The sequence below is a fragment of the Syntrophobotulus glycolicus DSM 8271 genome, assembly GCF_000190635.1.
Taxonomy (GTDB): Bacteria; Bacillota; Desulfitobacteriia; order Desulfitobacteriales; family Syntrophobotulaceae; genus Syntrophobotulus; species Syntrophobotulus glycolicus.
In genome coordinates this window covers 620,302-645,446 of record NC_015172.1, presented here as the reverse complement: position 1 = coordinate 645,446, position 25,145 = coordinate 620,302, and the positions used below count along the sequence as shown (strand labels likewise).

General features: G+C 47.4%; 26 protein-coding genes and 1 other annotated feature (1 of these 27 running past the window's edge). All 26 genes read right to left on the bottom strand.

Features of this window, described 5'->3' with window-relative positions:
• Positions 1–158, bottom strand: a binding site (T-box leader) (it extends 70 nt beyond the left edge of the window).
• A gap of 91 nt (positions 159–249) precedes the next feature.
• The 26 genes from SGLY_RS03400 to SGLY_RS03275 all read right to left on the bottom strand — a co-directional run bounded on the left by SGLY_RS03400 (position 250) and on the right by SGLY_RS03275 (position 25,066).
• Positions 250–537 carry a YggT family protein gene (locus SGLY_RS03400; RefSeq protein ID WP_013623895.1) on the bottom strand — a complete coding sequence of 96 codons (288 nt, stop codon included), beginning with the start codon at positions 535–537 and terminating at the stop codon, positions 250–252.
• Between the two features lie 40 nt (positions 538–577).
• Positions 578–1,102 (bottom strand): cell division protein SepF, encoded by a 525-nt coding sequence (locus SGLY_RS03395; protein ID WP_013623894.1) that lies wholly within the window; start codon positions 1,100–1,102, stop codon positions 578–580.
• A 33-nt stretch (positions 1,103–1,135) separates the two neighbouring features.
• Entirely contained in the window at positions 1,136–1,825 is a 690-nt protein-coding gene (locus SGLY_RS03390; protein WP_013623893.1) for a YggS family pyridoxal phosphate-dependent enzyme, read from the bottom strand.
• Between the two features lie 107 nt (positions 1,826–1,932).
• Positions 1,933–2,859 (bottom strand): biotin/lipoyl attachment domain-containing protein, encoded by a 927-nt coding sequence (locus tag SGLY_RS03385; RefSeq protein WP_013623892.1) that lies wholly within the window; start codon positions 2,857–2,859, stop codon positions 1,933–1,935.
• A gap of 89 nt (positions 2,860–2,948) precedes the next feature.
• On the bottom strand, positions 2,949–3,770 hold the full coding sequence (gene pgeF, locus SGLY_RS03380) for a peptidoglycan editing factor PgeF (protein ID WP_013623891.1): 822 nt from the start codon (positions 3,768–3,770) through the stop codon (positions 2,949–2,951).
• 92 nt (positions 3,771–3,862) lie between these two features.
• On the bottom strand, positions 3,863–4,120 hold the full coding sequence (locus tag SGLY_RS03375) for a YlmC/YmxH family sporulation protein (protein WP_013623890.1): 258 nt from the start codon (positions 4,118–4,120) through the stop codon (positions 3,863–3,865).
• A gap of 44 nt (positions 4,121–4,164) precedes the next feature.
• Positions 4,165–4,938 carry an RNA polymerase sporulation sigma factor SigG gene (sigG, locus tag SGLY_RS03370; RefSeq protein WP_013623889.1) on the bottom strand — a complete coding sequence of 258 codons (774 nt, stop codon included), beginning with the start codon at positions 4,936–4,938 and terminating at the stop codon, positions 4,165–4,167.
• Positions 4,939–4,995: 57 nt separating this feature from the next.
• Positions 4,996–5,748: an RNA polymerase sporulation sigma factor SigE gene (gene sigE, locus SGLY_RS03365; protein WP_013623888.1), complete on the bottom strand. Its 753-nt coding sequence runs from the start codon at positions 5,746–5,748 to the stop codon at positions 4,996–4,998.
• On the bottom strand, positions 5,745–6,650 hold the full coding sequence (locus SGLY_RS03360) for a sigma-E processing peptidase SpoIIGA (RefSeq protein WP_013623887.1): 906 nt from the start codon (positions 6,648–6,650) through the stop codon (positions 5,745–5,747). Before SGLY_RS03360 ends, sigE begins: the two co-directional genes overlap by 4 nt.
• A gap of 391 nt (positions 6,651–7,041) precedes the next feature.
• Entirely contained in the window at positions 7,042–8,103 is a 1,062-nt protein-coding gene (gene ftsZ / locus SGLY_RS03355; protein WP_013623886.1) for a cell division protein FtsZ, read from the bottom strand.
• Between the two features lie 205 nt (positions 8,104–8,308).
• Positions 8,309–8,638 (bottom strand): small basic family protein, encoded by a 330-nt coding sequence (locus SGLY_RS03350; protein ID WP_013623885.1) that lies wholly within the window; start codon positions 8,636–8,638, stop codon positions 8,309–8,311.
• 20 nt (positions 8,639–8,658) lie between these two features.
• Positions 8,659–9,378: a cell division protein FtsQ/DivIB gene (locus SGLY_RS03345; RefSeq protein WP_013623884.1), complete on the bottom strand. Its 720-nt coding sequence runs from the start codon at positions 9,376–9,378 to the stop codon at positions 8,659–8,661.
• 37 nt (positions 9,379–9,415) lie between these two features.
• Positions 9,416–10,681: a UDP-N-acetylglucosamine 1-carboxyvinyltransferase gene (gene murA / locus SGLY_RS03340; RefSeq protein ID WP_013623883.1), complete on the bottom strand. Its 1,266-nt coding sequence runs from the start codon at positions 10,679–10,681 to the stop codon at positions 9,416–9,418.
• An 18-nt stretch (positions 10,682–10,699) separates the two neighbouring features.
• Positions 10,700–11,587: a UDP-N-acetylmuramate dehydrogenase gene (gene murB / locus SGLY_RS03335; protein WP_013623882.1), complete on the bottom strand. Its 888-nt coding sequence runs from the start codon at positions 11,585–11,587 to the stop codon at positions 10,700–10,702.
• A 52-nt stretch (positions 11,588–11,639) separates the two neighbouring features.
• The gene (murG, locus tag SGLY_RS03330) at positions 11,640–12,749 is read right to left on the bottom strand and encodes an undecaprenyldiphospho-muramoylpentapeptide beta-N-acetylglucosaminyltransferase (RefSeq protein ID WP_013623881.1); all 1,110 of its coding nucleotides are present in this window, start codon (positions 12,747–12,749) and stop codon (positions 11,640–11,642) included.
• 11 nt (positions 12,750–12,760) lie between these two features.
• Positions 12,761–13,867 (bottom strand): putative lipid II flippase FtsW, encoded by a 1,107-nt coding sequence (gene ftsW / locus SGLY_RS03325; RefSeq protein WP_013623880.1) that lies wholly within the window; start codon positions 13,865–13,867, stop codon positions 12,761–12,763.
• Between the two features lie 18 nt (positions 13,868–13,885).
• Positions 13,886–15,250: a UDP-N-acetylmuramoyl-L-alanine--D-glutamate ligase gene (murD, locus tag SGLY_RS03320; protein WP_013623879.1), complete on the bottom strand. Its 1,365-nt coding sequence runs from the start codon at positions 15,248–15,250 to the stop codon at positions 13,886–13,888.
• 26 nt (positions 15,251–15,276) lie between these two features.
• Positions 15,277–16,278 (bottom strand): phospho-N-acetylmuramoyl-pentapeptide-transferase, encoded by a 1,002-nt coding sequence (gene mraY, locus SGLY_RS03315; RefSeq protein WP_013623878.1) that lies wholly within the window; start codon positions 16,276–16,278, stop codon positions 15,277–15,279.
• A 14-nt stretch (positions 16,279–16,292) separates the two neighbouring features.
• Positions 16,293–17,708, bottom strand: a complete 1,416-nt coding sequence (locus tag SGLY_RS03310; protein WP_013623877.1) for a UDP-N-acetylmuramoyl-tripeptide--D-alanyl-D-alanine ligase — start codon at positions 17,706–17,708, stop codon at positions 16,293–16,295.
• The gene (locus SGLY_RS03305) at positions 17,698–19,182 is read right to left on the bottom strand and encodes a UDP-N-acetylmuramoyl-L-alanyl-D-glutamate--2,6-diaminopimelate ligase (protein WP_013623876.1); all 1,485 of its coding nucleotides are present in this window, start codon (positions 19,180–19,182) and stop codon (positions 17,698–17,700) included. The genes SGLY_RS03310 and SGLY_RS03305 overlap by 11 nt, the downstream gene beginning before the upstream one ends.
• Before the next feature lie 86 nt (positions 19,183–19,268).
• Positions 19,269–21,317, bottom strand: coding sequence for a stage V sporulation protein D (locus SGLY_RS03300; RefSeq protein ID WP_013623875.1), 2,049 nt, complete (start codon positions 21,315–21,317; stop codon positions 19,269–19,271).
• 42 nt (positions 21,318–21,359) lie between these two features.
• Positions 21,360–21,884 (bottom strand): septum formation initiator family protein, encoded by a 525-nt coding sequence (locus SGLY_RS03295; protein ID WP_013623874.1) that lies wholly within the window; start codon positions 21,882–21,884, stop codon positions 21,360–21,362.
• A 28-nt stretch (positions 21,885–21,912) separates the two neighbouring features.
• Entirely contained in the window at positions 21,913–22,845 is a 933-nt protein-coding gene (rsmH, locus tag SGLY_RS03290) for a 16S rRNA (cytosine(1402)-N(4))-methyltransferase RsmH (protein ID WP_013623873.1), read from the bottom strand.
• Positions 22,846–22,862: 17 nt separating this feature from the next.
• Positions 22,863–23,294, bottom strand: a complete 432-nt coding sequence (gene mraZ / locus SGLY_RS03285) for a division/cell wall cluster transcriptional repressor MraZ (protein ID WP_174260708.1) — start codon at positions 23,292–23,294, stop codon at positions 22,863–22,865.
• A gap of 157 nt (positions 23,295–23,451) precedes the next feature.
• Positions 23,452–24,726, bottom strand: a complete 1,275-nt coding sequence (locus SGLY_RS03280) for a patatin-like phospholipase family protein (RefSeq protein ID WP_013623871.1) — start codon at positions 24,724–24,726, stop codon at positions 23,452–23,454.
• Positions 24,727–24,868: 142 nt separating this feature from the next.
• A complete protein-coding gene (locus tag SGLY_RS03275; protein WP_013623870.1) occupies positions 24,869–25,066 on the bottom strand; it encodes a DUF1858 domain-containing protein in 198 nt (65 codons plus the stop codon).
• Between the last annotated feature and the right edge of the window lie 79 nt (positions 25,067–25,145).

The window sequence follows — 25,145 nt, the reverse complement described above, 5'->3', positions numbered from 1 at the left end:
AAGTCTTTTAACGGGGACAATCCGGACAGACTTACCCTGATTAACCTTTCAGTCTGCCGCTCCGAGGTGATCTTCCGAATATTTCTTCCACAGGCTTCCACCATACCCTGCTCGCTGGAGGAAGGTGATAAACGTACTGTCCTCATCCATGCTTTCTGCACCAATATTTTATTCTTTTACTTTACTATTATATATAAAAGAATTGAAAATGCAAAGAAAACAAAGATTGATCCTAAGAAAGGACGACACTTAAGAAGAAATATTCATCAGCAGGATAAATAAATATTTCAAGACGAATGACTGCAACACCCAGATAGACAAAAGCGCAAGCAAAGGTGCGAAATCAATCATCATCCCTGCCCCGCCAAACTTGATTCTCCTGAAAGGCCTCAGCAAGGGCTCGATAAAGTCATTCAGCGTCCTGACAATAGGATGATTCGAGATGCTCGGTATCCATGAAACGATACAATATACCAATATGAGCAATTGTAAAATTTCCAAAGCCATATAGATAATACTGTATAAAGTGCTGATCATAAAATATGAATACCCTCCCTAATGTTTTAGCTTGAAAATATTAATGATTCATTTTCGGCCAGATGATTTCCCTGTCGGTCATTTTAAAGCTCGTTTCACCGCTGATGTCGACATTATTGGGTACAAACATGAAAATCCCATTGCCAATTTTCTGCATATTGCCACCCAAAGCATAGGTTGTTCCACAGACGAAATCAACAATTCTCTGAGTAATTGAAGAATCTGTCTTTTCGAGATTAACCACTACCGCCCTGCGTGATTTTAAATGCTCCGCGATATTTTGTGTTTCTTCGAAAGAAGAAGGTTCCACAATCATGACACGCACTTGTTTTTGGGTATGAATACTGACGACCGGTGAAGATTTATGTCTGACTTCCTTTGCGTCTCTGAGCGCTGTTTCCCTCGGCGCCGATTCTCTGACAAAATTGTCCCGGGTTGTATTTGTTTTAAAGCGCGGTTCCTCATCTTCGTAATCTTCTTCAAATTCGGCGGCTGCCAGTTCATCATCTGTCTGATCATCACCAAAGCCCATAATTCCAATAAATTTGTCCAGCAAGTTTCCCATTTCAAACCTCCCAATGATTATCTCATTCGTTTTTTATTTCTCACTCCGGTGTCCAAAAATTCTGCTTCCTATCCGGACAATTGTGGCTCCTTCTTCGATAGCCGTTTCAAAATCATCACTCATCCCCATCGAGAGCTCCTGAATCTTTTCCGGGTATTTGACTGTTTGCAGACTGTTACGAAGCTCCCGCAGCTGGTGAAAACAGTCCCTGGTTTCTCCGGCTGTGGCATTCAGTGCCCCTATGGTCATCAGTCCCTTAATTTTAACTTTCGGAAAAGCAACGGCATTTTCAATAAAGTCCCTGACTTCATTCACTTCCAGACCGGCCTTCGCTTCATCCCTGGCTACATTGACCTGAACCAGAGCATTCCACACCCCGCCTTTTTTTTCTCCTTCGGAATTTAACTTTTCCAGAAGGGGAAGCCTGTCCAAAGAATGAATCAGGACAATCCTGCTGTTTAAATATTTTACCTTGTTTGTCTGAAGGCTTCCAATGATATGCCATTCACAATCTGCCGCAAGATGTTCGTATTTATCCTGCCATTCCTGAACTCGGTTTTCCCCGAATACTTTTTGATTTTCCGCGTATGCTTCCGCTAAACCCTCTATGGCAACTGTCTTTGATACGGCGACAAGCTTAATGTCCTCTATCCTGCGTCCGGAATTTGCAGCTGCCCTGACAATCCTTGCCCTGATATCCAAAAGATTTTGCTTAATTGACAAAGCGATCACTCCAAATCATTCAGCCTATTCAATTTAAGTTCTACACGATTAAGGTTTTCCCTTCCTGCCAGCGAAAAATTGACAATAAATCAGTCTTTTTTTCTGTTTTATCTCACTAATGTCCCCTCGATCCCTTCCTGCGGGTTTACGACAACCTGGGTTTTTGCTGAAATCCCCTTTACACAAACCTCAGTTTCATTTTGATCAATAATCTCCACCTCTTTAAATCTGACAACTCCATTTTCTTCCACATAAATTCCCTGGGTCTGACCCTTTGTGCTCAGAGCGGATAAAGGAACAATTGTCCCATCCGATGCCTTCTGCGTCCTGACCGTAATTTCCCTGACTCTCGGCCTCATTGACCCGTTGACAAAACTGGCGCATTTGACCACAATACCAACCGGATGATCGGACAGTCTCACGATTGTGGAAAGATGCTCCTCCTGATCCACTGTCAGATTAATGCTTTGATTCAATGCTAAGCCTTGAATTGAAGGAAGCTCAATAAAGGCATAGCTTGGTGAAAGATTGTCAATAATTTTCCCAACGGCGCTGTTCACCGGAATCAGGCTGTTATTTTCCGTTTGAGGCTGCCCTGATTTGTTCATTTCCAATAACAGCCTGGATAAATCCATATTGATTAAATTCTCCGGGGTGATTATTTCCTCCAAGCCATCACATTCTTGAGAAAAAAGGCCTGTAACAGGTGCATTGACCGTGACTGCCTGTAACTTGACACCGTAATCTACCCCTCCAGGCAGAATTGACATGGTCTCTTCCCCTTTGCTTAAACGCTGGCCGTCGTCACAGAGGTAGGTCACCCGGCCTTCGATGGGAGCGGTTAAAACAGTTTCCCGGTTAGCAAAAGTTGCTTTGGTCTTCGTTTCATGATTGAGGTTTCCCTGTTCAGCAACGGCATATTGAAGGCTGCGGGGAAACCAAGCTGTATCATATGCCCAGTAAAACAAGGTACAGCCAAGCGCAAACAAAACAAAATATTTTATTTTACCCCGGGCCTTTTTCTTACCGGCCATTCAACCACCTCTTACCGGCCGCCCCAACAGCCAGTCCGGTCATTTTGCCTGATCAGCACAGCTTAATTCGTCAACCGTTTTTTATCTGATTAACACATCTTGATCAGTCCGGCCATTCTGCCCGTCCGGCCGTTGTCTCTTCGGTATGAGTAAAAATCTTCTTCCTGGCATGAAGTACACATTCCGCTTTCCCAAATGTTTGAGGGATGAACTCCCCCAGCGAGAAGAATTTCTCTATTTGCCGCCGCCAAGTCCAGCTTGTATTTTTTCTTTGCTGATTCATTCTTTTCGACGGGGGCTGCCACACGGGCGATATTGAGAACTTTTTCATTAATCGCCTCAATCACGTTTTCATCGACTTCATAACAGCACTTGCCGATGCAGGGACCGATTCCGACCAGGCAACGTGACGGATGACCGCCATAACTGCTGATTTTTTCGATCATTTTGCCGGCAATTCCTGACGCAGTGCCTTTCCAGCCCGCATGAGCCAGACCAATGATCCTGATATCTGGATGGAAGAAGAACACAGGTACACAGTCTGCGAAAAAAGCCATTAAAGCGATCCCGCTGTTCGTAAGCATCCCATCGGTTGAAGGAATAGCCGTCCCGGTACTTTCCATACCTTTCCCTCTGTCTTCACCCGTAATAAACTGGATATGACGGCCATGAACCTGGTCCGCCACCACACAGTCCTCAAAAGGTATGCTCCATTCATCCAATAATCTTTTGCGGTTGGCCAGGACTGTTTCTTGCTTGTCCTCCACATGAAGACCGATATTGAGGGACGTATAGGGACCGTTGCTGAGCCCTCCGCTACGCGACGAAAAAGCAGCCGTGACACCTTTTTCCGCCCACTCCTCAATGATTAAATAATTTAATGTTTTACCTTTTTGCCACTGCCAGCCCATTTTCACCTCTGATCAATCACTTTGTTCTTTGTTATTTGTTATTTATGTATATTATCGTCGAAAAAAGTCAATTTCTATAGTTATTTTAAACTCTAGCCGTTTAAACTGACAATATCCTTAGCATCTACCAGGATCACATCAACCCCGATCTTGACCACTCTCTCCCAGGGAATAAAGGCGTCCCCTCCCCGGTTGCTTCCAAAAAAGCTTCGGCCTTTGGCTGTGACCATAACGACAAGACCTTTCATGATCCCTTTCTCCAGATCGATATCCAGATCAAGTATGGGCCCCAGCCTGCGGCCATCTTCAACATTGATAATATCCAGCATACGCATTTCAGACACTTTCATTGCCAGCCCTCCTCTCCCTCTATCATATGAGAGAGAAACGGCTGTCATACATGTTTACGCATGTGCTTAAGGGCCGCTTTTTCCAAACGCGATACCTGGGCTTGGGATATCCCGATTTCTTCAGCTACTTCCATTTGAGTCTTGCCTTGAAAAAACCGGAGAGAGATAATTCTTTTTTCCCGTTCCCCCAGCCGCTCAATCCCTTCTTTGATTGACAGACTTTCCAGCCAGATCCGGTCGGATTGCTTATGATCACCGATCTGATCCATGACATAGATCGGATCGCCGCCATCATGGTAAATCGGTTCAAATAAGGAAACCGGTTCCTGAATGGCATCCAGGGCCAAGATCACTTCTTCCTGGGGTGTCTCCAATTTTGCCGCGATTTCCTGGATGGTCGGTTCCCGGGAGCATTCTGTCGCCAATTTATCTCTGATCTGCAGGGCTTTATAAGCGATATCCCTTAAAGACCTGCTGACTCTGATCGAATTATTGTCTCTTAAATATCTTCTGATCTCTCCGATGATCATAGGAACAGCATAAGTTGAAAATTTGACATTCTGGCTGAGATCAAAATTATCAATTGCTTTCATGAGCCCGATACAGCCTACCTGAAACAAATCGTCGACATGCTCTCCCCTGTTGCTGAATCTCTGAATCACACTTAAAACCAGGCGCAGGTTGCCTTTAATCAACTGCTCACGTATCGTGCCGTCGCCCGCTTGCATTTTTGTAAACAGTTCTTTCATTTTTGCACCACTCAGGACAGGCAGTTTCGATGTGTTCACTCCGCATATTTCCACTTTGTTCAAAACCATATCAAATACCCTCCGTGCGGTTATCCTTCTGGAGAGTATACCCTGAGAGCCTCTTGTTTATTCCAAACGCACAAATTCTTTACGCAGTCTTTTGATGATTTTTTTTTCCAGACGGGAAATATAGGATTGGGAAATTCCCAGTTTATCCGCCACTTCCTTCTGGGTCTTTTCCTCTTTGCCGCCCATCCCGAACCGGAGTTCCATAATCAGCTGTTCTCTCTCACTCAGCGAAGACATCGCCTGGGCCAGAAGCTGTCTGTCAACCTCTTCTTCAATAGGCTTGGAGATGATATCATTCTCTGTTCCCAATACATCGGAAAGAAGCAATTCATTTCCGTCCCAGTCGATATTCAGCGGTTCGTCAAATGAGACTTCCGACCTGATTTTATTATTTCTGCGCAAATACATCAGGATTTCATTCTCGATACAGCGAGAAGCATACGTTGCCAGTTTGATCTTCTTTGTGGGGTCAAACGTATTCACTGCTTTAATCAGCCCTATTGTGCCGATAGAAACGAGGTCTTCAATACTGATCCCTGTATTTTCAAATTTGCGGGAAATATAAACGACCAAACGAAGATTCCTCTCGATTAATGTCCCTTTCACACTCAGATCGCCCTTTTCCAGTCTGAGGATCAGTTCTTCTTCTTCATCAAAGCTTAGAGGCGGAGGCAGTGCTTCACTGCTTCCCACATAGAAAACAGTTTTTACTCTCCTGATTTTATTCAACACCGCGCCGGCAGCATTTCTAAACAGGTTTGCTGTTTTTCTGCCCCACAGATTAATGATATTCTTTCCCCACATCATCATGCGATTTCCTCCCTGTATTTTTCCCTGCAGACATGATCGGGATGCAGAAGAGCTTCAAATTTGTTATCCGAGCTCAATAACTGCGGCACAATCACCGCTGTTACGGTTTTTTCCCGGACGGAACCGTCCTCTGTTATTTTTAACCGGACTGATCTGACACCCGGCAGCCAGCTCTGGCCGTTTACTCCTTTTACCCGAATGAAGGTCACCCTCTCCGCGATGTTATTGCTGCTGTTCCAGAGCAGAGAACAGGGGTCGGCCAGATCGCGCCACGGACATTGCAGAAATTCGGCAATTGGCCGGGGCAAAGCTGTTAAGGAAACATTTTCCTGAATCAATATCATCGGCTTATCTGTCAGGGGATCCCTCAGCTCATTTCCGGTATCGAGGAGAGCCGTCGTTTTCAGAACAGACCCGCCGCCGAAATCCAATTCGATCCGGTACAGCACCTGACTAAAAAAAGATTGTTTACCATTGTTTTTCCCCCATAACCTGTAGCATAAGCAAAGCACCAGGATCAGCGCCAGGAGCAGCCAGATATTATCGAGCGTCAGGCTGAAGCCGGCAGCCGTATCGGCTAATCCAAACCAAACGATTCCTGCGTAAGCCGCTCCGCCGGTCATGGCCGTGAGAACGGTAAAATAGAGAAAGCACTCCCAAAGATCGCCCCAGGACCTTGCCCGCATGCCTATCCCCGCTACGGCCAGAGGAATGATCACTTTGCTTAAATGAACCAGGGGATTGTACGGGAACAATGCAAGCAGGATGGGGATTTCTCCGAGCAGAGCGCCTGAAATAAGGAAAGCGGGATAGATCCTGCGGTGGAGAAGCTTGGAAGCAAAAAGGAGGATCAGGGCATCCATCAGCCCATTAATCAATAAAACAATATCCAGGTAATACATTTGGCCGTATCCCTTCAATCATCCGGGTGATCCTTGTGGCTGTATCCCTTTCCATTTTGGATCTTATGTAAAAATTATACCTTTAAAGGGAAATAAATCCTGTCGGTTTTGGTTAGGTAAAAACAGGCTATTTTTTGCCGGAAAGCCCGTTTTCTGTAGGATAAGCAGGCATTGTGAAAATCAATAAGAACAGCAAAAAAAATAAACAGTAGAATATTGCCTGGAATGCGTCATTCTCTGTTTACAAGCCTGTCTGGTCCCGTCTCAAATTAAATTTTAAAGACAACAAAACGAAGACGCAGCACAAAGCTTCGGTACGCCTTCATTACAAATGAAAACAAATTACAGCCGTTATCCTTTTCCCCTGATTTGATCCAATGGCTGTCCGCTGTTACTTTCTGAATTTCAGGAAATTAGGAATATCCACATTATCTGAAAAGATATTGTTCTTTTGCCCTATGGGATCGGAATTGGTCGTTCCTTTATGCTGGGGGGTACTTCTCTGGTCAAAGCCGGTAGCAATCACCGTAACCCTGACATCATCTTTAAGGGATTCGTCAATAACAGCCCCGAATATGATATTGGCTTCCTGATCGGCCGCCTCGCCGACAACCTCGGAAGCTTCGTTGACTTCTAAAAGGGTCATATTGGAACCGCCCGTAATATTTAATAAGACCCCTTTTGCTCCCTCGATAGAGGTTTCCAAAAGAGGACTGGAGATTGCCCTTCTGGCCGCTTCCACCGCCCTGTTGTCACCTGTGGATACCCCGATTCCCATCAGGGCCGAACCTGTATCGGACATAATTGTTTTGACATCGGCAAAATCAAGATTGATCAGGCCCGGAATCGTAATGAGATTTGAAATGCCCTGAACCCCATGCAAAAGGATATCATCGGCAATCTTAAATGCCTCCTGAATCGTCGTATGCTTGTCCACCACCTGAAGCAAACGGTCATTCGGAATCGTAATCAAGGTATCCACCTTGTCTTTCAGCTCCAATATCCCGCGTTCGGCTTGAAGCGCCCTTTTCCTGCCTTCAAAAGAAAACGGCCTTGTGACCACCCCAACTGTCAGCGCCCCGACACTGCGGGCGATTTCGGCAACAATAGGGGCTGCGCCCGTCCCGGTACCTCCGCCCATTCCCGCGGCAACAAAAACCATATCTGCTCCCATCAGGACCTGGGCCAAATCATCCTTGCTTTCGATCGCAGCATTCTGGCCAATCTCAGGATTGGCACCAGCCCCGAGTCCTTTTGTCAGCTTGTTTCCTATCTGTATTTTTTCGGCAGCCCTGGACATTTGCAAAGCCTGAGCATCTGTATTAATACCGATAAATTCTACTCCTTTAAGATCGGCGGAAATCATCCTATTTACAGCGTTATTGCCCCCTCCGCCAACACCTATAACTTTAATTCGCGCAAATTGCATACTGTCTGTATCAAATTCCAGCATCTTAATTTACCCTGCCTCTCTTTAGACTCATATGATTTAGATTCGGTCTTCTCTATGATCAATTCTTTCTGTTTTTCCAATACAACTGTTATTTTTAAAGAAAAAACTTAACTAAGGAATTTCTAGATTAAAAGCCGTTATTCCTCTTTTTTTACCGCAGGAAATAAAAAATATTTACTGCCCCGGGCATTCTCCGGCCTGCATCTTACTTTTTGATGACATGGCGGCGGATAATGCTGATATTTTGAAATAATCTTGAACCAAAGGCCACTATGGCGGCAAGATACAGGTCAACCCCCATGCGGTCCCCAATAAAGGCCAGCAAACTGGCGGCAATAATATTTACAACAAATCCGCTCAGAAAAACCGTGCTGTCAAAACTCTCTTCCTGATAGGCTCTGATCCCGCCCATTACTGTGTCAAGCGCCACAACAATAGCAACCGAAAGATATTTAGCATATTCAACAGGTATGGTAAAAGGAGTGAATGCGCCGATAATTAACCCGATGAGCAAACCGAAAATTGGCAGCCACATGTGAGAATACCTCCGTTTGTTTATCCTAATACCGGTTTTCCGGCTGTCAGATCAATATATTTGATACTTTTTTCCACTGCTTGAAAATCAGCGCTGTTAAGCAGTTCGTTCAGCAGCTTGATTTTTTCCGCATAATCCCCGGAATAACCCAGCCTGACCTCAATCCCGTTCAGGAGATAAAGGTTGATCTGCTTGGAAGGCTTATAGCTGATCTCACTGATTTTCGGCAATAACTCCGGGGGAACTTGTCCAACTAACTTCATCAGAGCATCGATTTCCGGGCTGGACACCTTCTGACCCGGACCTGTGCTCTCCGGGATGGAAACACCCGTCAAAACCGGGCTGTCCTCTTTGGGCCATCCTTCATAATACTTTAAAACGATCCCGGACAAATCCACCTCAACAACCTTTTCCCCAGCCACAATTAAGGCAGCGGCTTTCCGTTCTTTAATCGCCACTTTCAAGGTGGAAGGCAGCTTTCTTTCCACTGCCGCCTGCTCGACAAATGGGTGCAATTGTATTTTAGTGGCTAGATCCGCGGTGTCAATCGTAAAAATGTTTTCCCCTTTCACATTTCCGATCAGCTTACTGATTTCTTCATTGGCAATCCTGTTCAGCCCGTCAATTTCAATCTTCTGAACTGTAAAAAAGGCTGAACGCAGGAAAAGAAACCCTCCTACGACAACCAGGCAGGTCAATAATGATAAATAGACTAGGGCTGCACTTCTTTTCCTGAACATAATCCTCCATCCGGCTTTATCTCTTTATTATAATACTTCAGCAGCTTTTTACAACTCTTTGCAGTTTGGCACCTACGGCTTTGTACTTCTGTTCAAGGTTTTCGTAGCCCCTGTCAATATGATCGATCCTTTCCAGCACGGTGCCTTCATCCGCAGCAAGCGCCGCAAGGAACAACGCGGCCCCCGCTCTGAGATCAGTCGCTTCCACAAAGGCTCCTTCCAGGGACTTCACCCCGCATATTACTGCTGTTCTTCCATCTGTGGTGATCCTTGCTCCCATCCTCCGCAGTTCGGCGATATGTTGAAATCTGTTTTCAAAAATCGTTTCTGTAATGATACTTGTCCCTTTCGCCATACAAAGCATTGCTAAAAACTGAGGCTGCAGGTCAGTGGGGAATCCCGGATAAGCCAGAGTTTTCAGGTCCGTAGCTTTAATCCTTCCCTCCTGTTTCACTCTTACGCTGTCAGGATAAACCGTGATCTCTGCTCCTGCCTGTCTAAGTTTGGCAATAACGGAACTGACATGTTCCGGGATGATATTTTCAACGACCAGATCCCCCTCTGTCATGACGGCTGCCACCATATGTGTCCCGGCTTCTATCCTATCGGGGATCACAGTGTATTCTGCGGGGGCAAGCTTGGTGACTCCGTCGATTCTGACGACATTGGTCCCCGCCCCCCGGACTCGGGCCCCCATCTTATTGAGAAAGTTCTGGAGATCAACAATTTCAGGTTCTCTTGCCGCATTATTGACGACCGTGGTCCCTGCGGCCAATACAGCCGCCATGACTAAATTTTCGGTCGCTCCCACACTGGGAACATCCAAATAAATCTCCGCTCCGCTCATCTTATCCGCATAAGCCTCTATGTACCCATGTTTTTCCCTGATTCGTACGCCTAAATCCTGCAGCCCTTTAATATGCTGATCCATAGGCCGTGAACCGATCGCACAGCCGCCCGGACGTGAAATTCTCACTTTCCCTTTTTTCGCCAGCATCGGACCGAGAATTAGATTGGAGGCCCTCATTTTACGCATCAGCTCTTCATCAACGGTACAGTCATTTAAGGAGGCCGAATCAATGACCAGCTCTTCACCTGTTCTGCTGACACTGCATCCCAGACGTTCAAGCACTTCCCCCATACTGTTGATATCTGTTAAATCAGGAATACCCCTGAGAATTGTTTTGCCTTCAGCGAGAACAGCGGCCGCCATCAGGGGGAGTGAGGCATTTTTCGCCCCGCTTGTTCTGATTTCCCCTTCAAGCTTTTGCTTTCCTGTTATGACATAACGATCCATCGCCATGTCTGATCCTCCTAACTGTCAAGAAAATATTTGTACTTCTGTCTTCAACTGGATTCCGAATTTATCTTCTATATCTTCCGTAATGGCATTGATTAACGTCTTTACATCCAAAGCGGTTGCCTTTCCCGTATTAATAATAAAATTGGCGTGCTTTGCGGAAACCTGTGCACCGCCGACAGTTTTCCCCTTCCAGCCGGCCTGCTCAATCAGGGCTCCTGCCGATAAGTGGGGAGGATTGCGGAACACACTGCCGGCGTTAGGGTATTCCAGTGGCTGGGCGTTTTTTCTTTGTTCTGTAAAAACCCTGATTTTTTCTTTCAGTACCGCAGGTTCACCGGGAACAAGCTCCAGGACACATTCCAATATCCAGTACTTCCCCTGCAGAGAACTGGTCCGGTAAGAAAATTCGATCTGCTCGCGATCAAGGGTCATGATCTCGCCCTTTTGATCCAGAACCCGCACCTGCCGGACTAAATCGGAAATCTCCGCTCCATGCGCCCCCGCATTGACCATGACGGCTCCCCCGACCGTTCCGGGAATACCGCAGGCAAATTCCAATCCTTCCAATCCTTTGTCGGCAGCCTGTCGTGCCAATTGGCTCAGCGGATATCCGGCTTCCACCATAATCCTCTTTTCCTGCCAGGTTATGTTCTTAAGCATGGAGGTCACAATAACCATTCCCTTTATTCCTTCATCAGGAAGAAGGATATTTGACCCCCTGCCCAATAGCAGCATTTTCACTTTATTCTTTTGACACCATGATCTGCCCTTTAGTAAGTCCTCGCAGCTTACGGGCCAAAAAACAAGTTCAGCATTACCGCCTATATGCCATGTATTGAGTTTTTTCAGAGAAAAGTCACGCTCTATTTTTCCTCTTACATTTCGTTCGCTGATTTGCGGCTCCAAGTCAATCCTCCTTTCACCTGCATTATGTTATGCAGATGAAACTCCCAATGTGCTATTTCCACGCTGTCTCCCGGCAATACTCCACAATCCGGCTGAGTGCCCCGGCCGGAAATACTCCCCTGGCCCGCGCTCCCATTTCCTCAAACTTAAACCTGTTGGAAAGAATAGCCTCTATCTGTTCCCAAAGCAAGGTCCCGCTTAATTCATTGTCCTTGATCACAACCGCCGCACCTTTGTCGGCGAAGGCCCGGGCATTATGTTCCTGATGATTCTCCGCGGCATAGGGATAAGGGATCAGAATGCTTGCCCTCCCGGCCGCCGAGAGCTCGGCCAGAGTGCCCGCCCCGGCCCGGCAGATGCAAAGATCGGAACAGGCCAGGGCCTCAGGCATATTTCTGATATAACTGGTCATCCTCCAGCCTCTTCTTCTCCGGTCGATTTGCCTGATCTCAAGTTCTTTGCTGATCTCCTCATATGTTGCCGTACCGGTTGCCCAGATCAACTGGATATCCTCTCTGGTTCGCAGTTTTTCGGCTACCTCCAGCATGGCCTTATTGATATTCAGCGCTCCCCTGCTGCCGCCGGTCACAAGAAGGGTTCTTTTAGCGGGATCAATTCCCAGAGCCGCGGCTCCGGCCTGACGGCTGATGCTTCCGATCTCTTTGCGCACCGGCAGACCGACAACATCGATTTTTTCCTGATGGGAAAAATATTTTCTGCTTTCTTCAAAAGTCAGCAGGATTTTCTTGACCACCCTACCCAGCATTTTGTTGGTTACCCCGGCCAAGGCATTTTGCTCATGCAAGATAGCCGGAATCCCAAATAAAGCGGCGACAAATACGACCGGACCCGAAACATAGCCCCCGGTCCCGACCACAAGGTCAGGCTGGAACTCTTTCAAAATCTGTTTGGCTTGCCAAAGAGCCTTTAGGTTGCTTCCCCCTGCTTTAAGCATGTCCGGGCTGAGCCTGCGCGGCAGCCCCCTGCCGGATATCCCTTTAAAGTCAGTTCCGTTTTCGGGAACAATCCTGGCTTCCATGCCGTCTTTATTTCCTACATAGAGAATTTTGACTTCAGGGATTTTATCCTTCAGTCCTTCCGCTACGGCCAGAGCAGGATAAATATGTCCGCCGGTGCCGCCACCGGTTACAATTACACGCACTGCGATTCCCCCTAAGATTCTTTGCAGATCGAGGAAATGTTCAATAACAACCCGGCTCCAAGCATAGTGAACACCAGGGAAGTCCCGCCATAACTCAAAAAAGGAAGTGTAATCCCTGTGACAGGAAGAATTCCCGACACGACCCCCATGTTGATCATAGCCTGAATTCCGATCAATGAAGTCAGCCCCACCGCCATCAAAGCCAAAAATGGATTCGGCGCATACATTGCTGTCCTGAACCCTCTCCAGACGACGATAAAAAATAGACCCACAACGATTGTTGCCCCGATAAAACCCAATTCTTCACCGATCATGGCAAATATAAAGTCCGTATGATTTTCAGGCAAATATAGGAATTTCTGCCTGCTTTGCCCGAGCCCCAGCCCGAACAGGCCTCCGGGCCCCAGCGCCAGTAAAGACTGGATGGTCTGATATCCTTTCCCGGACGGATCGGCCCAGGGATCAATGAAGGCAAAAATACGACGCATCCGGTAAGGTGCCGCCGCAATCGCCGCCACAACCATGAGCAGTCCGGCACTCCCTAAAGCCGCAATATGTCCGGCTCTGGCCCCGGCAGCAATCAACATAAAGAAGGTCGCCGCCGCAATCACTAAGGTAGTCCCAAGGTCCGGCTGCAGCATGATCAGCAGACAAACCAGACCCAAAAGGAGGAGCACCGGCATGATTCCATTTTTGAACCTCCCGATTTGGTGAGGATGAGCTGAGAGAAGGCGGGCAACAATGAGGATCATTGCTAACTTGATGACTTCCGAGGGCTGAATGGAGAGAGGCCCAAGACCAATCCAGCGCACAGCCCCGTTTACATTACGCCCTATCCCCGGCACCTTAACCAAAATCAGGAGAAATAAAGCAACATATAATATCGGTTTAGCCCAATTATACAGCAACTTCCAATCTACTGCCAGGGCAAAAGCCATCACTGTCAAACCAAGCGTTACCCATAATAACTCCGCCTTAAAAAAATGGTATGGGTCATCATAATAAAGATATCCTTTGACCGCACTGGAACTGTAAGTCATGATGACTCCGATCGCCAGCAAGGACAGAATTGCTCCCAGGAGTACCCTGTCGATCCTCCTCAAACGGCTTTTCAGCATTATACCTCCCCCTCTAAATCAAATGGGCTTGCTATAATGCTTACGCACTAACGTCTTAAACAATTCCCCTCTTTCTTCATAACTTTTAAACATATCCCAACTTGTACAAGCAGGCGACAGTAAAACAACATCCCCTTTCGCAGCCTCAGCAATAGCTTTATCCACACAATCTTCAAAGTCGACTGCTTTGATGATGTTTTTGATTCCGATTTTTTTAGCAATGATTTCCAGGTCATCCGCCGCCTTGCCGACTAAAACCAGACTCTTGACCCTCTTTTTGGCTTCTTCCAGAAATTCCGTCATATCTAAACCCTTATTTTTGCCTCCGGCAATCAGGACAATCGGTTCCTCATAAGATTGCAAGGCTTTGATTGCCGAATCCGGATTGGTTCCCTTGGAATCGTTGATGTATAATATGCCGTCATAGCTGCCGACAACCTCCTGCCTGTGGGCGACAGGGGCAAATCCCCTGAGGACCTCGGCAATCTGAGGTCCGGATAAGCCCATTTCCAGCCCGACCGCTATCCCGCACATGACATTTTCCAGGTTATGCTTTCCTCTCAATTGCAGTTCATTTCTCGCGATGATTTTCGTTGTCTTTCCATCCCGGGACCAAACGAGATCATTGCCTGATAAGCCGATCCCATCTGCCAATAATTCTTCCGTACTGATATAGGTCACACGAGCCTGAGTTATTTTTCCGTATTCTCTGACCATGGGATAATCCCAGCTTAAAACAGCCAGATCTTTACCGGTCTGGTTCTCAAAGATCCTGGCTTTGGCCGCGGCATAATTCTCCAGTGTACCGTGTCTGTCCAGGTGGTCAGGTGTAATATTAATGAGCACCGCAATATTCACTCTCAGCCGGTCGATCAACTCCAATTGAAAACTGGACAGTTCCGCGACTACAATTCCGCGGGAGCCGAGGCCTTCAACCTTGCCGCTGATCGCTGTCCCGATATTCCCGGCGACAACTGCCGGTCTCCCTGTTTTCTTGGCCAGTTCTCCAATCAGGGTGGTTGTGGTCGTTTTGCCATTGCTTCCGGTAATCCCCACCACTAAGGCTTGACAATCCCGCAAAGCAAGCTCTACTTCACTCCAAACAGGAATTCCCTTCTCTGTGGCTTCCCGAATGAAAGCCAGTTCGGGGGAAATTCCGGGAGAAAGGACAATTAAGTCCGGCTTGATCGCGGTCACATCCGGGTCCCGCCCCAGGATCAGCCTGTCTCCGGCCAATCCCAGCTCATTTATTCCCTCAATTTGATCTGTTTGCTGCCTGTCAGTGAGAAAAACCTCCGCCCCAAGATCCAAAAGCTTTTGTACCGCGGCTTTGCCGCTTTTACCGGCCCCAACAACAAGAACGTTCATTTCAGGCCAATTCATGATGTTTTCCTCCAAAATGATCAATTTTATCTGAACATACCGATATAAGCACCAATCCCCAAAAGTGTGCACAGTGCCGAAGCTGACCAGAATACGCCCACGACCTTCTTTTCACTCCAGCCACCAAGCTCAAAATGGTGGTGCAGGGGCGCCATGCGTAAAACTCTTTTGCCGGTGGTTTTAAACGAAATGACCTGAATGATGACTGAGAGTGTCTCAATCACAAAAACACCGCCGATGATGATCAGGATCAGCTCAGTTTTACTGAGAATTGCCAGCGCGCCCAGCGCGCCCCCCAGAGCCAGGGAACCGCAGTCGCCCATAAAAACACGGGCGGGATAAAAATTGAAACGCAGAAAACCCAGGCAGCCTCCGGCCAGCGCGCCCGCAAAAACGGGCAGATCGGCCGCTGTCCCTCCGCCGCTTGCCGTCTCGTAATTGACAGCCGCTATCGTGATGACAAGGTAGCCTATTGCGGCAAACATCGTACAGCCGGCAGCCAGACCATCCAAGCCGTCCGTTAAATTGACTGAATTCGTGACTGCCAGGACTAAGACGACGATCAAGGGGTAGTAAAGAACACCAAAGTCAATTTTCAATGATGTAAAAGGAAAATCAACCACAGTTCCCCTTCCCAGATAAACTGAGGCAAAGGCAAGAAGCAAAGCAAGGATAAGCTGAGCCGCGAGCTTCTGCCAGGCGCGCAAACCAAGGTTTCTATGTCTCAGCACCTTAATGAAATCATCTAAAAATCCGATTAAGCCAAATCCCAGCATGGCCAGAAGAGATATCCAGATAACAGGAGATATGGGTTTTGCCGCCGCAATAAGGACTGCAACAGTGATCCCCACCAGGAAAATCAGACCTCCGATTGTTGGAGTTCCGGCTTTTTTTAAATGGGATTTTGGCCCCTCATCACGAATACTCTGCCCAAATTTGAGGATTCGCAGTAACGGGATGAAAAACGGCCCGGCAATCAGGCTGGCCAAGGTGGCAATTCCCACGGCCCAAAAGATCTTTTCCGGCATGATCTTTCCTCTCTTTACAGCTTATTATCTGTTTTCAGCTCATTGCTGATCTTTTCCATATGCATACCCCGGGAACCTTTTATCAACACCCATGTGCCGGCCCCCAACAAATCAATGATTTTTTTGGTTGCGGTGACCGCCTCCGCACAATCCTCACAAATATGGATTCTGGAAGGGAGAAAACCATTTTGCAGGGCCCCGGCCGCGATTTCTTCCGCCAGTTTCCCTACTGTCACCAATTCTAACACTCCCAGCCCGGCCGCCTCAACTCCCACTTCCCTGTGCCCGGACTGCGAGGCTGCCCCCAGCTCGTACATTTCACCTAAAACAGCGACCGTCTTTGCCCCGCCTCGTTCCTTAAGCACAGCCAGAGAGGCTTTCACGGAGGCCGGATTGGCATTATAAACATCATTGATGATGATACTTTGATGACAGCCGGGCAAGATTTCCAGGCGCATCGCTGAAATCTGAAGTCCTTCCAAAGCTTGCGAGCCTGATTCTAAATTGACCCCGTTCAGGAGTCCCGCCCCTAAAGCGGCCAGCGCGTCCAAAACATTGTGTTTGCCGGGCAGGGGCAGCCGGATAAGGACATTCTCTTTCTTGTAGCGGGCCCGGAAAGTCGTTCCGGTATCCCCGCTTGGGATGATCTCTTCCGCCCAGAGGTCCGGCCGGCCAAATTTGCCTTCAATTCCATAGAACAGTGTTTTCCCGTGATAAGAAGCAGCTTTTTCCATACTGATTTTGTCTTCCGTGTTGAGAATTGCGATTCCTTCTTCCGGCAGGCTCTCCACGATTTCCCACTTGGCCCGGGCTATATTTTCCCGGGAACCAAGCAATTCAAGGTGGGTCGCGCCGATATTGGTGATCACCGCAGCACAGGGGCAGCTGATTTCACAAAGGGTTTTGATTTGACCCAGGCCGCGCATGCCCATCTCCAGGACCATAACCTCAGTATCGCTTGGCGCTCCAAGAACAGTCATCGGCAAACCGATCTCCGTATTCAGGTTGCCCGCATTTTTATGTACTCTGAACTTTGTTCCCAGAACAGCGGCCACCATATCCTTAGTCGTTGTTTTTCCATTGCTGCCGGTTACCCCGATCACTCTGGCCCCGATCTCCTTCAGCCATATTGCCGCCAACTGCTGCAATCCTTTGAGAGAGTCTTCGACAGCGATGATGGAGCTCTTTTCCGGCAGAACGGGGACTCCTTCCCTCCGCAAGCGTTTTTCTTCGGCAAGGACAATAGCTGCCCCGCTTTGCAAAGCACGCGCGATATACTTATGCCCGTCCGTTTTTTCACCGGCCAGAGCAATAAACATTTCCCCGCCTTTAACCTGACGGCTGTCCGCCGTACAGCGATGAAACACTGCTTTCTCCGAGCCGTAAAGCCTGCCGTTAAGCAGTACGGCGATCTTCGCGCTATCCAGCATAACCCTTGCTCCTTAGTGCCGCGCTTGCTTCTTCCTTGTCATCGAAATGGATTTTGCTTGTTCCGATAATCTGATAATCTTCATGCCCTTTTCCGGCAATAAGTACAGTATCCCCTTCACCGGCCATAGTACAGGCCCTGTGAATCGCCCGGCGCCGGTCAACAATCACCTCATAATCCACCTTGCCCATTCCCGGCAGGATATCCCCGATAATTTTTTCCGGATCTTCGGTTCTCGGGTTATCTGAGGTGACAATCACATAATCGCTCCACCCGGATGCCGCTTCGGCCATGAGGGGCCTCTTGCCCCTGTCCCGGTCCCCTCCGCAGCCGAATACAGTAATCAGCCTTCGGCCCGTAATTTCCCTGGCGGTACTAAGGACATTCTCCAGCCCATCGGGGGTATGGGCATAATCGATAATCACCAAAAAAGGCTGACCCTTCCGTATACTTTGAAAACGACCGGGTACACCCTGCAAATTGCATAATGCCTTTTGAACCTTTTCCGATTCATAGCCATTGTCCAAAGCCCAGGCATAAGCAGCCAGGACATTATAGACGCTGAACTTTCCGGGAGTCGCGAAAAATACTTTTTCCCGGATCTTCTTGTAGACCAAGTCAAAATATATCCCTTTATCTGAAAGCACGATCTTTTCTGCTTGGTAATCTGCTTTTTTTTCGATGCCGTATGTCACAACCCTGCAGGATGTTTTGGTCATCAAATATTCCGAAGCCTGGTCATCAGCATTGAGTATGGCTTTCTGCCCGGGCTTTTCTCCGCTCATTTGCGCAAAAAGCAGCCCCTTGGCGGCGAGATATTCTTCCATGCTTTGATGATAGTCCAGATGATCCTGCGTCAGATTCGTAAAAATCGCAGTGTCAAACCGGCAGCCGACAATTCTGCCTAAATCCAGGGCATGTGAGGAAACCTCCATGACCGCGGTATTCACGCCCTCTTCAACCATTTGGTTCAAAAGATCTTGAATTTCTGCCGACTCCGGTGTCGTATGCTGCCCGGGTATCCCCCTGTTTCCGATTCTTGAACCAAGAGTTCCGATCAGTCCGGTTTTCTTGCCGTTCTCTTGCGCAATGCTTTCGATGAGATGGGTGACCGTGGTCTTACCGTTTGTTCCGGTTACCCCAATCAATTCAAGCTTTTGGGAAGGATAACCGAAAACCGCCGCGGCAATCTTGCCCGCCGTCTGCCGGATATTCCTTACCTTGATCTGGGGGACATCCAGAGGCAAGTACCGTTCCACTGCTAAAGCGGCAGCCCCGGCCTTGACCGCAGCCTCGGCAAAATCATGCCCGTCAGCATGAAAACCCGGAATACAGATATAAATGTCCCCCGGAATAACCTTGCGGGAGTCCATCTTTGCTCCGGTTATCCCGACCTGCAAATTTCCTCTGGAGGTTGCTCCAGCAATTTGGTCCGATATGCTCTGCAGAGTATTGTTTTTCTCCGGCAACCTCATCATCCTTTCTTATTAGGGGCCATGCCCGCGTTCATTCCGGGTTCAATCCTATTCATGAGGTTTGATTCCATTTTTTAGTCCTCATTCTATTTATTCTCATTTTCATTGAGCGGTATTCTTGGGCCGATTGATTCTATCGCTTCAACATCTTCGTCAATTTCCCGCCACCACGAGCCAAGTGTTTGTTTCCCCGCCTCCGTACCCAGATAAAGAAGAATGGAGGAGCCTTGTTCAACACTGGCCTCGGCATGAGGAATTTGATCGATCACCGTATTTCCGCTGCCTTCGGTCATGACCTGAAACCCCGCTTTTTTCAAAGCTTCCTGGGCGTCGGCCAGCGGCTGCCCTAAAACAGAAGGAACCTCAGCTGCTTTTTTAATGATAGGAAACTCTACCCCATACAGAGGCTTTGGGGTGAGAGGGGCGCCCATATCGGGTTTTACTCCCAAATATTTCAGAGAATCCAGCATCACAGACTGGACGATCGGGGCAGCGACCGTACCGCCATAAAATGAAACCCCGTCTACAACGGCCAGAATTGCCAAGCGTGGATTATCCGCCGGTGCAAAGCTGATAAAGGAGGCAATATATTCTCCCTGCACATAGGAGCCATTCGCTACTTTCTGCGCCGTGCCTGTCTTGCCCGCCACTCTGTATCCCGGCAAAAAAGCTCTGCGCCCGGTTCCATTCGTCACTACTGATTCCAGAATCTCTCTTTCCAATTTTGCGGTATCTTTACTGATTACACGCCGAACCTCTTGTTTGGCGAAAGGAACGACGACCTCTCCCTGTGGATTGATGATTTCCTGAACAAGCTGAGGCTTCATCAGGACTCCACCGTTGGCCACCGCACTTACCGCGGTCAGCAGTTGGATCGGAGTGACATTATTGGTCTGCCCGATGGACATTGTCGCCAGATCCAAGGCCGTAGCTTTCTTTTTATTGCGGAGGATACCGGTTGCCTCGCCGGACATTTCAATCCCCGTTTTTTCTCCAAAACCGAACGCTGTCAAATATTGATAAAACTTACCCGTACCCAGCCTTTGCCCCATTTCAATAAATCCCGGGTTACAGGAATTTTCCGCAACCTCAGTGAAGGTCTGGCTGCCATGTCCTCCGCTTTTCCAACAGTGGATATTCTTCCCCAGAACAGTATAAGAGCCCGAGTCATAAAAACGCTCCTCTTTACTGATCACCTTTTCTTCAAGAGCCGCTGCCAGGGTGATAATCTTGAATGTCGAGCCGGGTTCATAGCCATTCTGAATGGCTGCATTTCTGCGGGTGCTTTGGTCGGCATCCTTGTAGTTATTCGGGTCAAAAGTGGGTGCGCTTGCGATCGCCAGCATCCTTCCGGTAGAGGGCTCCATCACCAAAATCGAAGCACTCTTGGGCACTTTGCCTTCCATATTTTGTCCCTGACCGGACATGAGCTGATCTAATTCTCTTTGGGCAAAAGCCTGAATATTTTTGTCAATCGTTAATTTTACCGTATTGCCCTGAATCGGGTCCACATACTGCTGCAAAGCATTGGGCATCTCAATGCCGTTTGCTTCATACTCTGTGAGAATACTCCCGGCAATCCCGGTCAGCTCTTTATTCCTAGAAAATTCTATCCCTTCAAGTCCCTGACTGTCAATTCCGACAAATCCTAAAATATGAGCGGCTAGGGTCTGATTGGGATAATACCTGCTGCTATCTTCGACTACCCCAATTCCGGGCAGGTTGGCCTGCTTGATTTCAGCTGCGTTTTCCGCAGGAATCTTCTTTTTTACATACTCCAAGGAAGATCTTTTGGTGATCCTCTTTAAAATGTCCTCCTTGTTTTCCCCGAGAATTTTGGCAAGCTTATCTGCGATTTCATCACCGCGGCCGGATTTTTTTACTTCAGCCGGAATTGCATAAACAGTTTGAGTGCTGACACTCATCGCCAGAACATTGCCATTGCAGTCTTCGATATTGCCTCTTTTCGGCGCAACAGGCACTCCCCGAAAGTGATAGTCATCTGCAATTCCCTTTAGAAACGGCCCATCTCTTAACTGAACGATGCCAAGTCTGACAACCAACACCAGTAGAAATATCGAACATATTGCAAAGAGGAACACTATTCTTTTATGCATACGAACGTATTGGATCATAAAAAATCTACCCCCTGTTTCGGGGTAGATTTACTCAATAGCTTATCTCTGGGTTATAGCGAAAAAGCTGGTAAAGGCTTTGAAAATGCTTGCTAAGGTATTAGGTGCTTCAGGTGCCGGGGTTGCTATGTTTTGCTGAGTATTTTCTACCCCTGCCGTATTTGCAGGCTTAATCAGATTACTCGCGATAAAAATTGTACCTTGTGGCTTTTCCATCCCCATGGCCAAGGCCGCTTTTTCAATTCTCGATACAGAGCTGAGCTTATCCTTTTCAATTTGCAGCATAGTGTTTTCCGCGCTCAGAGTGTCTATCTCTTTCTGAATCGCCTTTAATTCCGCCCCTTTAACGACAGTTGTATGTATCGTTTTGGCACCGATTAATCCGAAGATCGTCACAACGGTAATCATCATGCACAAGCTTTTAAGCCCAATAGCCGTGGAGGCTTTTTTCTTCGGCGCGCTTTTTATCTTTTTGGTCCGGTTCGGCCTGAGATCAAAAAGCTCCTCAGGATAGCTCTGATATTCATTTGGAGTGCTGTACTCAAATTTTCTCTGTGCCATTAACATGGTATTCTTCTCCCCTTATCTTTAGACCTCAAATTTTTTCCACCACCCTTAATTTTGCGCTGCGTGAGCGAGGGTTGTTCTCTATCTCTTCATTTGAGGGAATGACCGGTTTTCGGGTAATCTGTTTCACTTGAGCTCTGGCTCCGCATGTACAGACCGGGAATCCTTGAGGACAAGTGCATCTGCCCAGCCACTCCAGGATTTTTTCTTTTACCGTCCTGTCCTCAAGAGAGTGAAAAGTGATCACGGCCAGCCTGCCTCCCGAATCAAGACATCTGAGCGCCTGATCGAGAGCCTCGGCAAGGACGTCCAATTCTCTGTTCACAGCAATTCTTAACGCCTGAAACGTTCTTTTTGCCGGATGGGGTCCTTCTTTCCTGGCGCCTGCCGGAACAGCCGCTTTAATGATTTCCACCAGCCTGCCGGTTGTCTTGATTTCTTGTTCTTTTCTGGCTTCGACAATAAACTTGGAAATACGGGAAGCCCATTTTTCTTCCCCATAGGCTCTGATTATCCTCGTCAGCTCGGCTTCATCCCAGCCATTGACGAGTTCAGCGGCGCTGAATTCTGCCGATCTGTCCATTCTCATATCCAAAGGTGCGTCATGCCTATAGCTGAATCCCCGTTCAGCTTCATCAAGCTGAGGAGATGAAACACCAAGATCAAACATGATTCCGGTTACCGGAAGGAGCCCTTCCGTATCTAAAGTATTTTCCATGTGAACAAAATTTCTGCGGAAAAAGATCACTCTTTTGTCCCCGGCAAATCTGCACCGGGCATTTAAATATGCTTTTTCATCCTGATCAAAGGCAATCAATTTTGCCTGATCCGACAGTTTCTCCAGGAGTAACCGGGAATGGCCTCCACCGCCGAATGTACAGTCAACATATGTTCCATCTGCTTTTGTCAAAACAGAATCGACGGTTTCTTTCAGCAGAACACTTGTATGCTCAAAGGCCAAGCCAGCCATCTCCTATCTCAAATACCAAGGTCCACCAGAGACTCGGCGGCTTCGGCATAATGATCCTCCGCATTGGAACTGTAATCCTTCCATCTGCTGTTGTCCCATATTTCAATCCTGTTCATTACCCCGGCCAAAATGACATCTTTATCCAGAGAAGCATATTCACGAAGGTTTGCCGGCAATAAGATTCTGCCCTGTTTATCCAATTCACATTCTGCGGCCCCGGAAAAAAAGAAGCGGACAAAGGATCTGGCATTGGGCCGGGAAATCGGCAGTTGTTTGAGCTTCTCCTCAAAGCTTTTCCATTCCTTCAGGGGGAAGATGAACAAACAATTATCCAAGCCTTTGGTGGCAATAAAATGATCACCCAAAGACTCCCGAAATTTAACAGGCACAATCAGTCTGCCTTTATTATCGATTGTATGGAGGTATTCCCCCATAAACATCATTACTCACTCCACTAAAGCCAATTTGCCAACCACTTTACTCCACTTGTCACCACTATATTCTTTATTCTTTTGCTAAATCCTTCTTCCGGCTGAAAAAAAATAAAAAAACAGGAAATTAGTCCTGCTTTTTTGCGTATTGGTATTTAAGAATGAGCTAATCCTGTTTCAGTCGTCCTTCAAACAGTCCGAATACGATTTGCCGGATCAGCATATTTCTCATCTTCTTTGACAAAACTGTTCCTTGTTTCCAAAAGAGCGGAACCTTTTTCAGTTCCTGGAGATCGCCGTTAAAAGGCCTCAGACGGTAAGCTCTTCTCACCTCATCCAGCATTCCCGCAAAGGAGTAAATCGTGAATCTTTCCAATCCATATTCCTCAGCGAGAACTTCCATTGCAGCGATCACAATATCTTCATACATCGATCCTTTTTTCAGCTCAAATAAATAGGCCAGCCTTGGAATAATCTGCTCAAACAAAATCCTCCGGTAAGGCATATCTGCCAGCCCCAGGCTTTCCCCTACCCTGACCACACTCTCTTCTTCGATGGCGTAAAGAAATTCAAAAAAATATTTTTCGTTATTTTTTAAGGTCAGATAATACTTTTTCCCGCCCAGACCACGTATGGTCCTATAGGCGTCATAATACCCCAGTTGAAGGTTTTCTCTGGCCCGGGCATTGCTGAAATCCAGAGTCCGGCCCAGATTTTCATTAGCCTGGATGTAAACGATGTGTTGACCGGCAAGTTCTTTTTTTTGGACAATCCCCAGCGAGTTGGTCTTGATGGCTATGACATCCTTCATTCCTTTGCGGGTTACCATGCTGATCGGGAGATTGTTATAAAAAGCTCCGTCCAAAAAATGCTTTCCGTCAATCATTTCCCGTTTAAACGCCGGCAAATAAGCGCTGGCAAATAAATATTCGGTCAGTTTGCCTTTGGGAACATCCTCCAGATACAGCTCCAGAGGCTTTTTATCGGAAAGAGAAACCGTGACAAAGCCAAATTCTATCTTGGAAGAACGCAATTTGGATTCATTAATATTCTCTTGCAAAAAAGCCTTAATCAGGCTGATATCCAGCCCTTTTTGGGAGATGATGTCCCTGGCCTGTTTCATCACATACAAAAGACTGTCTTGCGTGATTTCCCTGTTTAAAATCTTTTCCAGTTTCTCTTCGTCAAGATCAAACAACTGGGAAGGGCTGATATTATACCAGAGTTCATAAGCCTTCTCTAATTCATTCTGAACAATCATTGCTCCGTTCAAAGCGCCTATTGATGTCCCTGCAACAACTTGAAAATCATATCCCATTTCGCTCAGAGCCCGGCAAGCCCCAATCTGATATGAACCTCTCGCTCCGCCGCCCTCCAGGACCAGTCCGTACAACATCATCACCCCGGATTCTTTACCTGTGTTTTTCCTCTCTTTAATCATAGCAATCCTGATCAAAAAAGAAAAGAGTCCACAAGATGAAGCCCACCCCAAATATTGGATAAAAACCAACTGCTATTCGGGGTGTACTTCAAAATGCAAAATCTTTTCTCACATTTCAAAAGAGCCTTAACTCCTGTCCGGATTAGTTCTCGGCTATAGCTTTGTTCAGCTCGGCAACCAATTCGTCAGGGTCTTTACCATGAGTCAAAGCAGCGCCTTCAACACTCTCCATTGTTGCTGAAGGGCAGCCTAAGCAATGCATTCCAAGTTCCAGGAAAAATCTAGCTGTTTCAGGATATTCTCTAAGAACCTGCCCGATAACCATTTCCTTCGTGATCATGATGATCCTCCTTCTCTGTTGTTTTGATCATATTCTTATATTATAGATTATGGCCTGATAAGAATCAAACTGCCAGCCT

Coding starts and splice junctions, on each gene's coding strand:
- mraZ (WP_174260708.1), bottom strand. CDS start 23,294: ATGTTTATGGGGGAATACCTCCATACAATCGATAATAAAGGCAGACTG.
- SGLY_RS03385 (WP_013623892.1), bottom strand. CDS start 2,859: ATGGCCGGTAAGAAAAAGGCCCGGGGTAAAATAAAATATTTTGTTTTG.
- murA (WP_013623883.1), bottom strand. CDS start 10,681: ATGGCGATGGATCGTTATGTCATAACAGGAAAGCAAAAGCTTGAAGGG.
- sigG (WP_013623889.1), bottom strand. CDS start 4,938: ATGGTTTTGAACAAAGTGGAAATATGCGGAGTGAACACATCGAAACTG.
- ftsZ (WP_013623886.1), bottom strand. CDS start 8,103: ATGCTGGAATTTGATACAGACAGTATGCAATTTGCGCGAATTAAAGTT.
- SGLY_RS03300 (WP_013623875.1), bottom strand. CDS start 21,317: ATGATCCAATACGTTCGTATGCATAAAAGAATAGTGTTCCTCTTTGCA.
- SGLY_RS03360 (WP_013623887.1), bottom strand. CDS start 6,650: ATGTATTACCTGGATATTGTTTTATTGATTAATGGGCTGATGGATGCC.
- SGLY_RS03280 (WP_013623871.1), bottom strand. CDS start 24,726: ATGATTAAAGAGAGGAAAAACACAGGTAAAGAATCCGGGGTGATGATG.
- SGLY_RS03400 (WP_013623895.1), bottom strand. CDS start 537: ATGATCAGCACTTTATACAGTATTATCTATATGGCTTTGGAAATTTTA.
- SGLY_RS03310 (WP_013623877.1), bottom strand. CDS start 17,708: ATGCTGGATAGCGCGAAGATCGCCGTACTGCTTAACGGCAGGCTTTAC.
- sigE (WP_013623888.1), bottom strand. CDS start 5,748: ATGATGATGTGGGGAAAGAATATCATTAATCTGTGGGGCAGAAAAACA.
- SGLY_RS03345 (WP_013623884.1), bottom strand. CDS start 9,378: ATGTTCAGGAAAAGAAGTGCAGCCCTAGTCTATTTATCATTATTGACC.
- SGLY_RS03295 (WP_013623874.1), bottom strand. CDS start 21,884: ATGTTAATGGCACAGAGAAAATTTGAGTACAGCACTCCAAATGAATAT.
- ftsW (WP_013623880.1), bottom strand. CDS start 13,867: ATGCTGAAAAGCCGTTTGAGGAGGATCGACAGGGTACTCCTGGGAGCA.
- SGLY_RS03395 (WP_013623894.1), bottom strand. CDS start 1,102: ATGGGAAACTTGCTGGACAAATTTATTGGAATTATGGGCTTTGGTGAT.
- pgeF (WP_013623891.1), bottom strand. CDS start 3,770: ATGGGCTGGCAGTGGCAAAAAGGTAAAACATTAAATTATTTAATCATT.
- mraY (WP_013623878.1), bottom strand. CDS start 16,278: ATGCCGGAAAAGATCTTTTGGGCCGTGGGAATTGCCACCTTGGCCAGC.
- SGLY_RS03275 (WP_013623870.1), bottom strand. CDS start 25,066: ATGATCACGAAGGAAATGGTTATCGGGCAGGTTCTTAGAGAATATCCT.
- SGLY_RS03375 (WP_013623890.1), bottom strand. CDS start 4,120: ATGAAAGTGTCTGAAATGCGTATGCTGGATATTATCAATGTTGAAGAT.
- SGLY_RS03350 (WP_013623885.1), bottom strand. CDS start 8,638: ATGTGGCTGCCAATTTTCGGTTTGCTCATCGGGTTAATTATCGGCGCA.
- murD (WP_013623879.1), bottom strand. CDS start 15,250: ATGAATTGGCCTGAAATGAACGTTCTTGTTGTTGGGGCCGGTAAAAGC.
- SGLY_RS03305 (WP_013623876.1), bottom strand. CDS start 19,182: ATGAGGTTGCCGGAGAAAAACAATACTCTGCAGAGCATATCGGACCAA.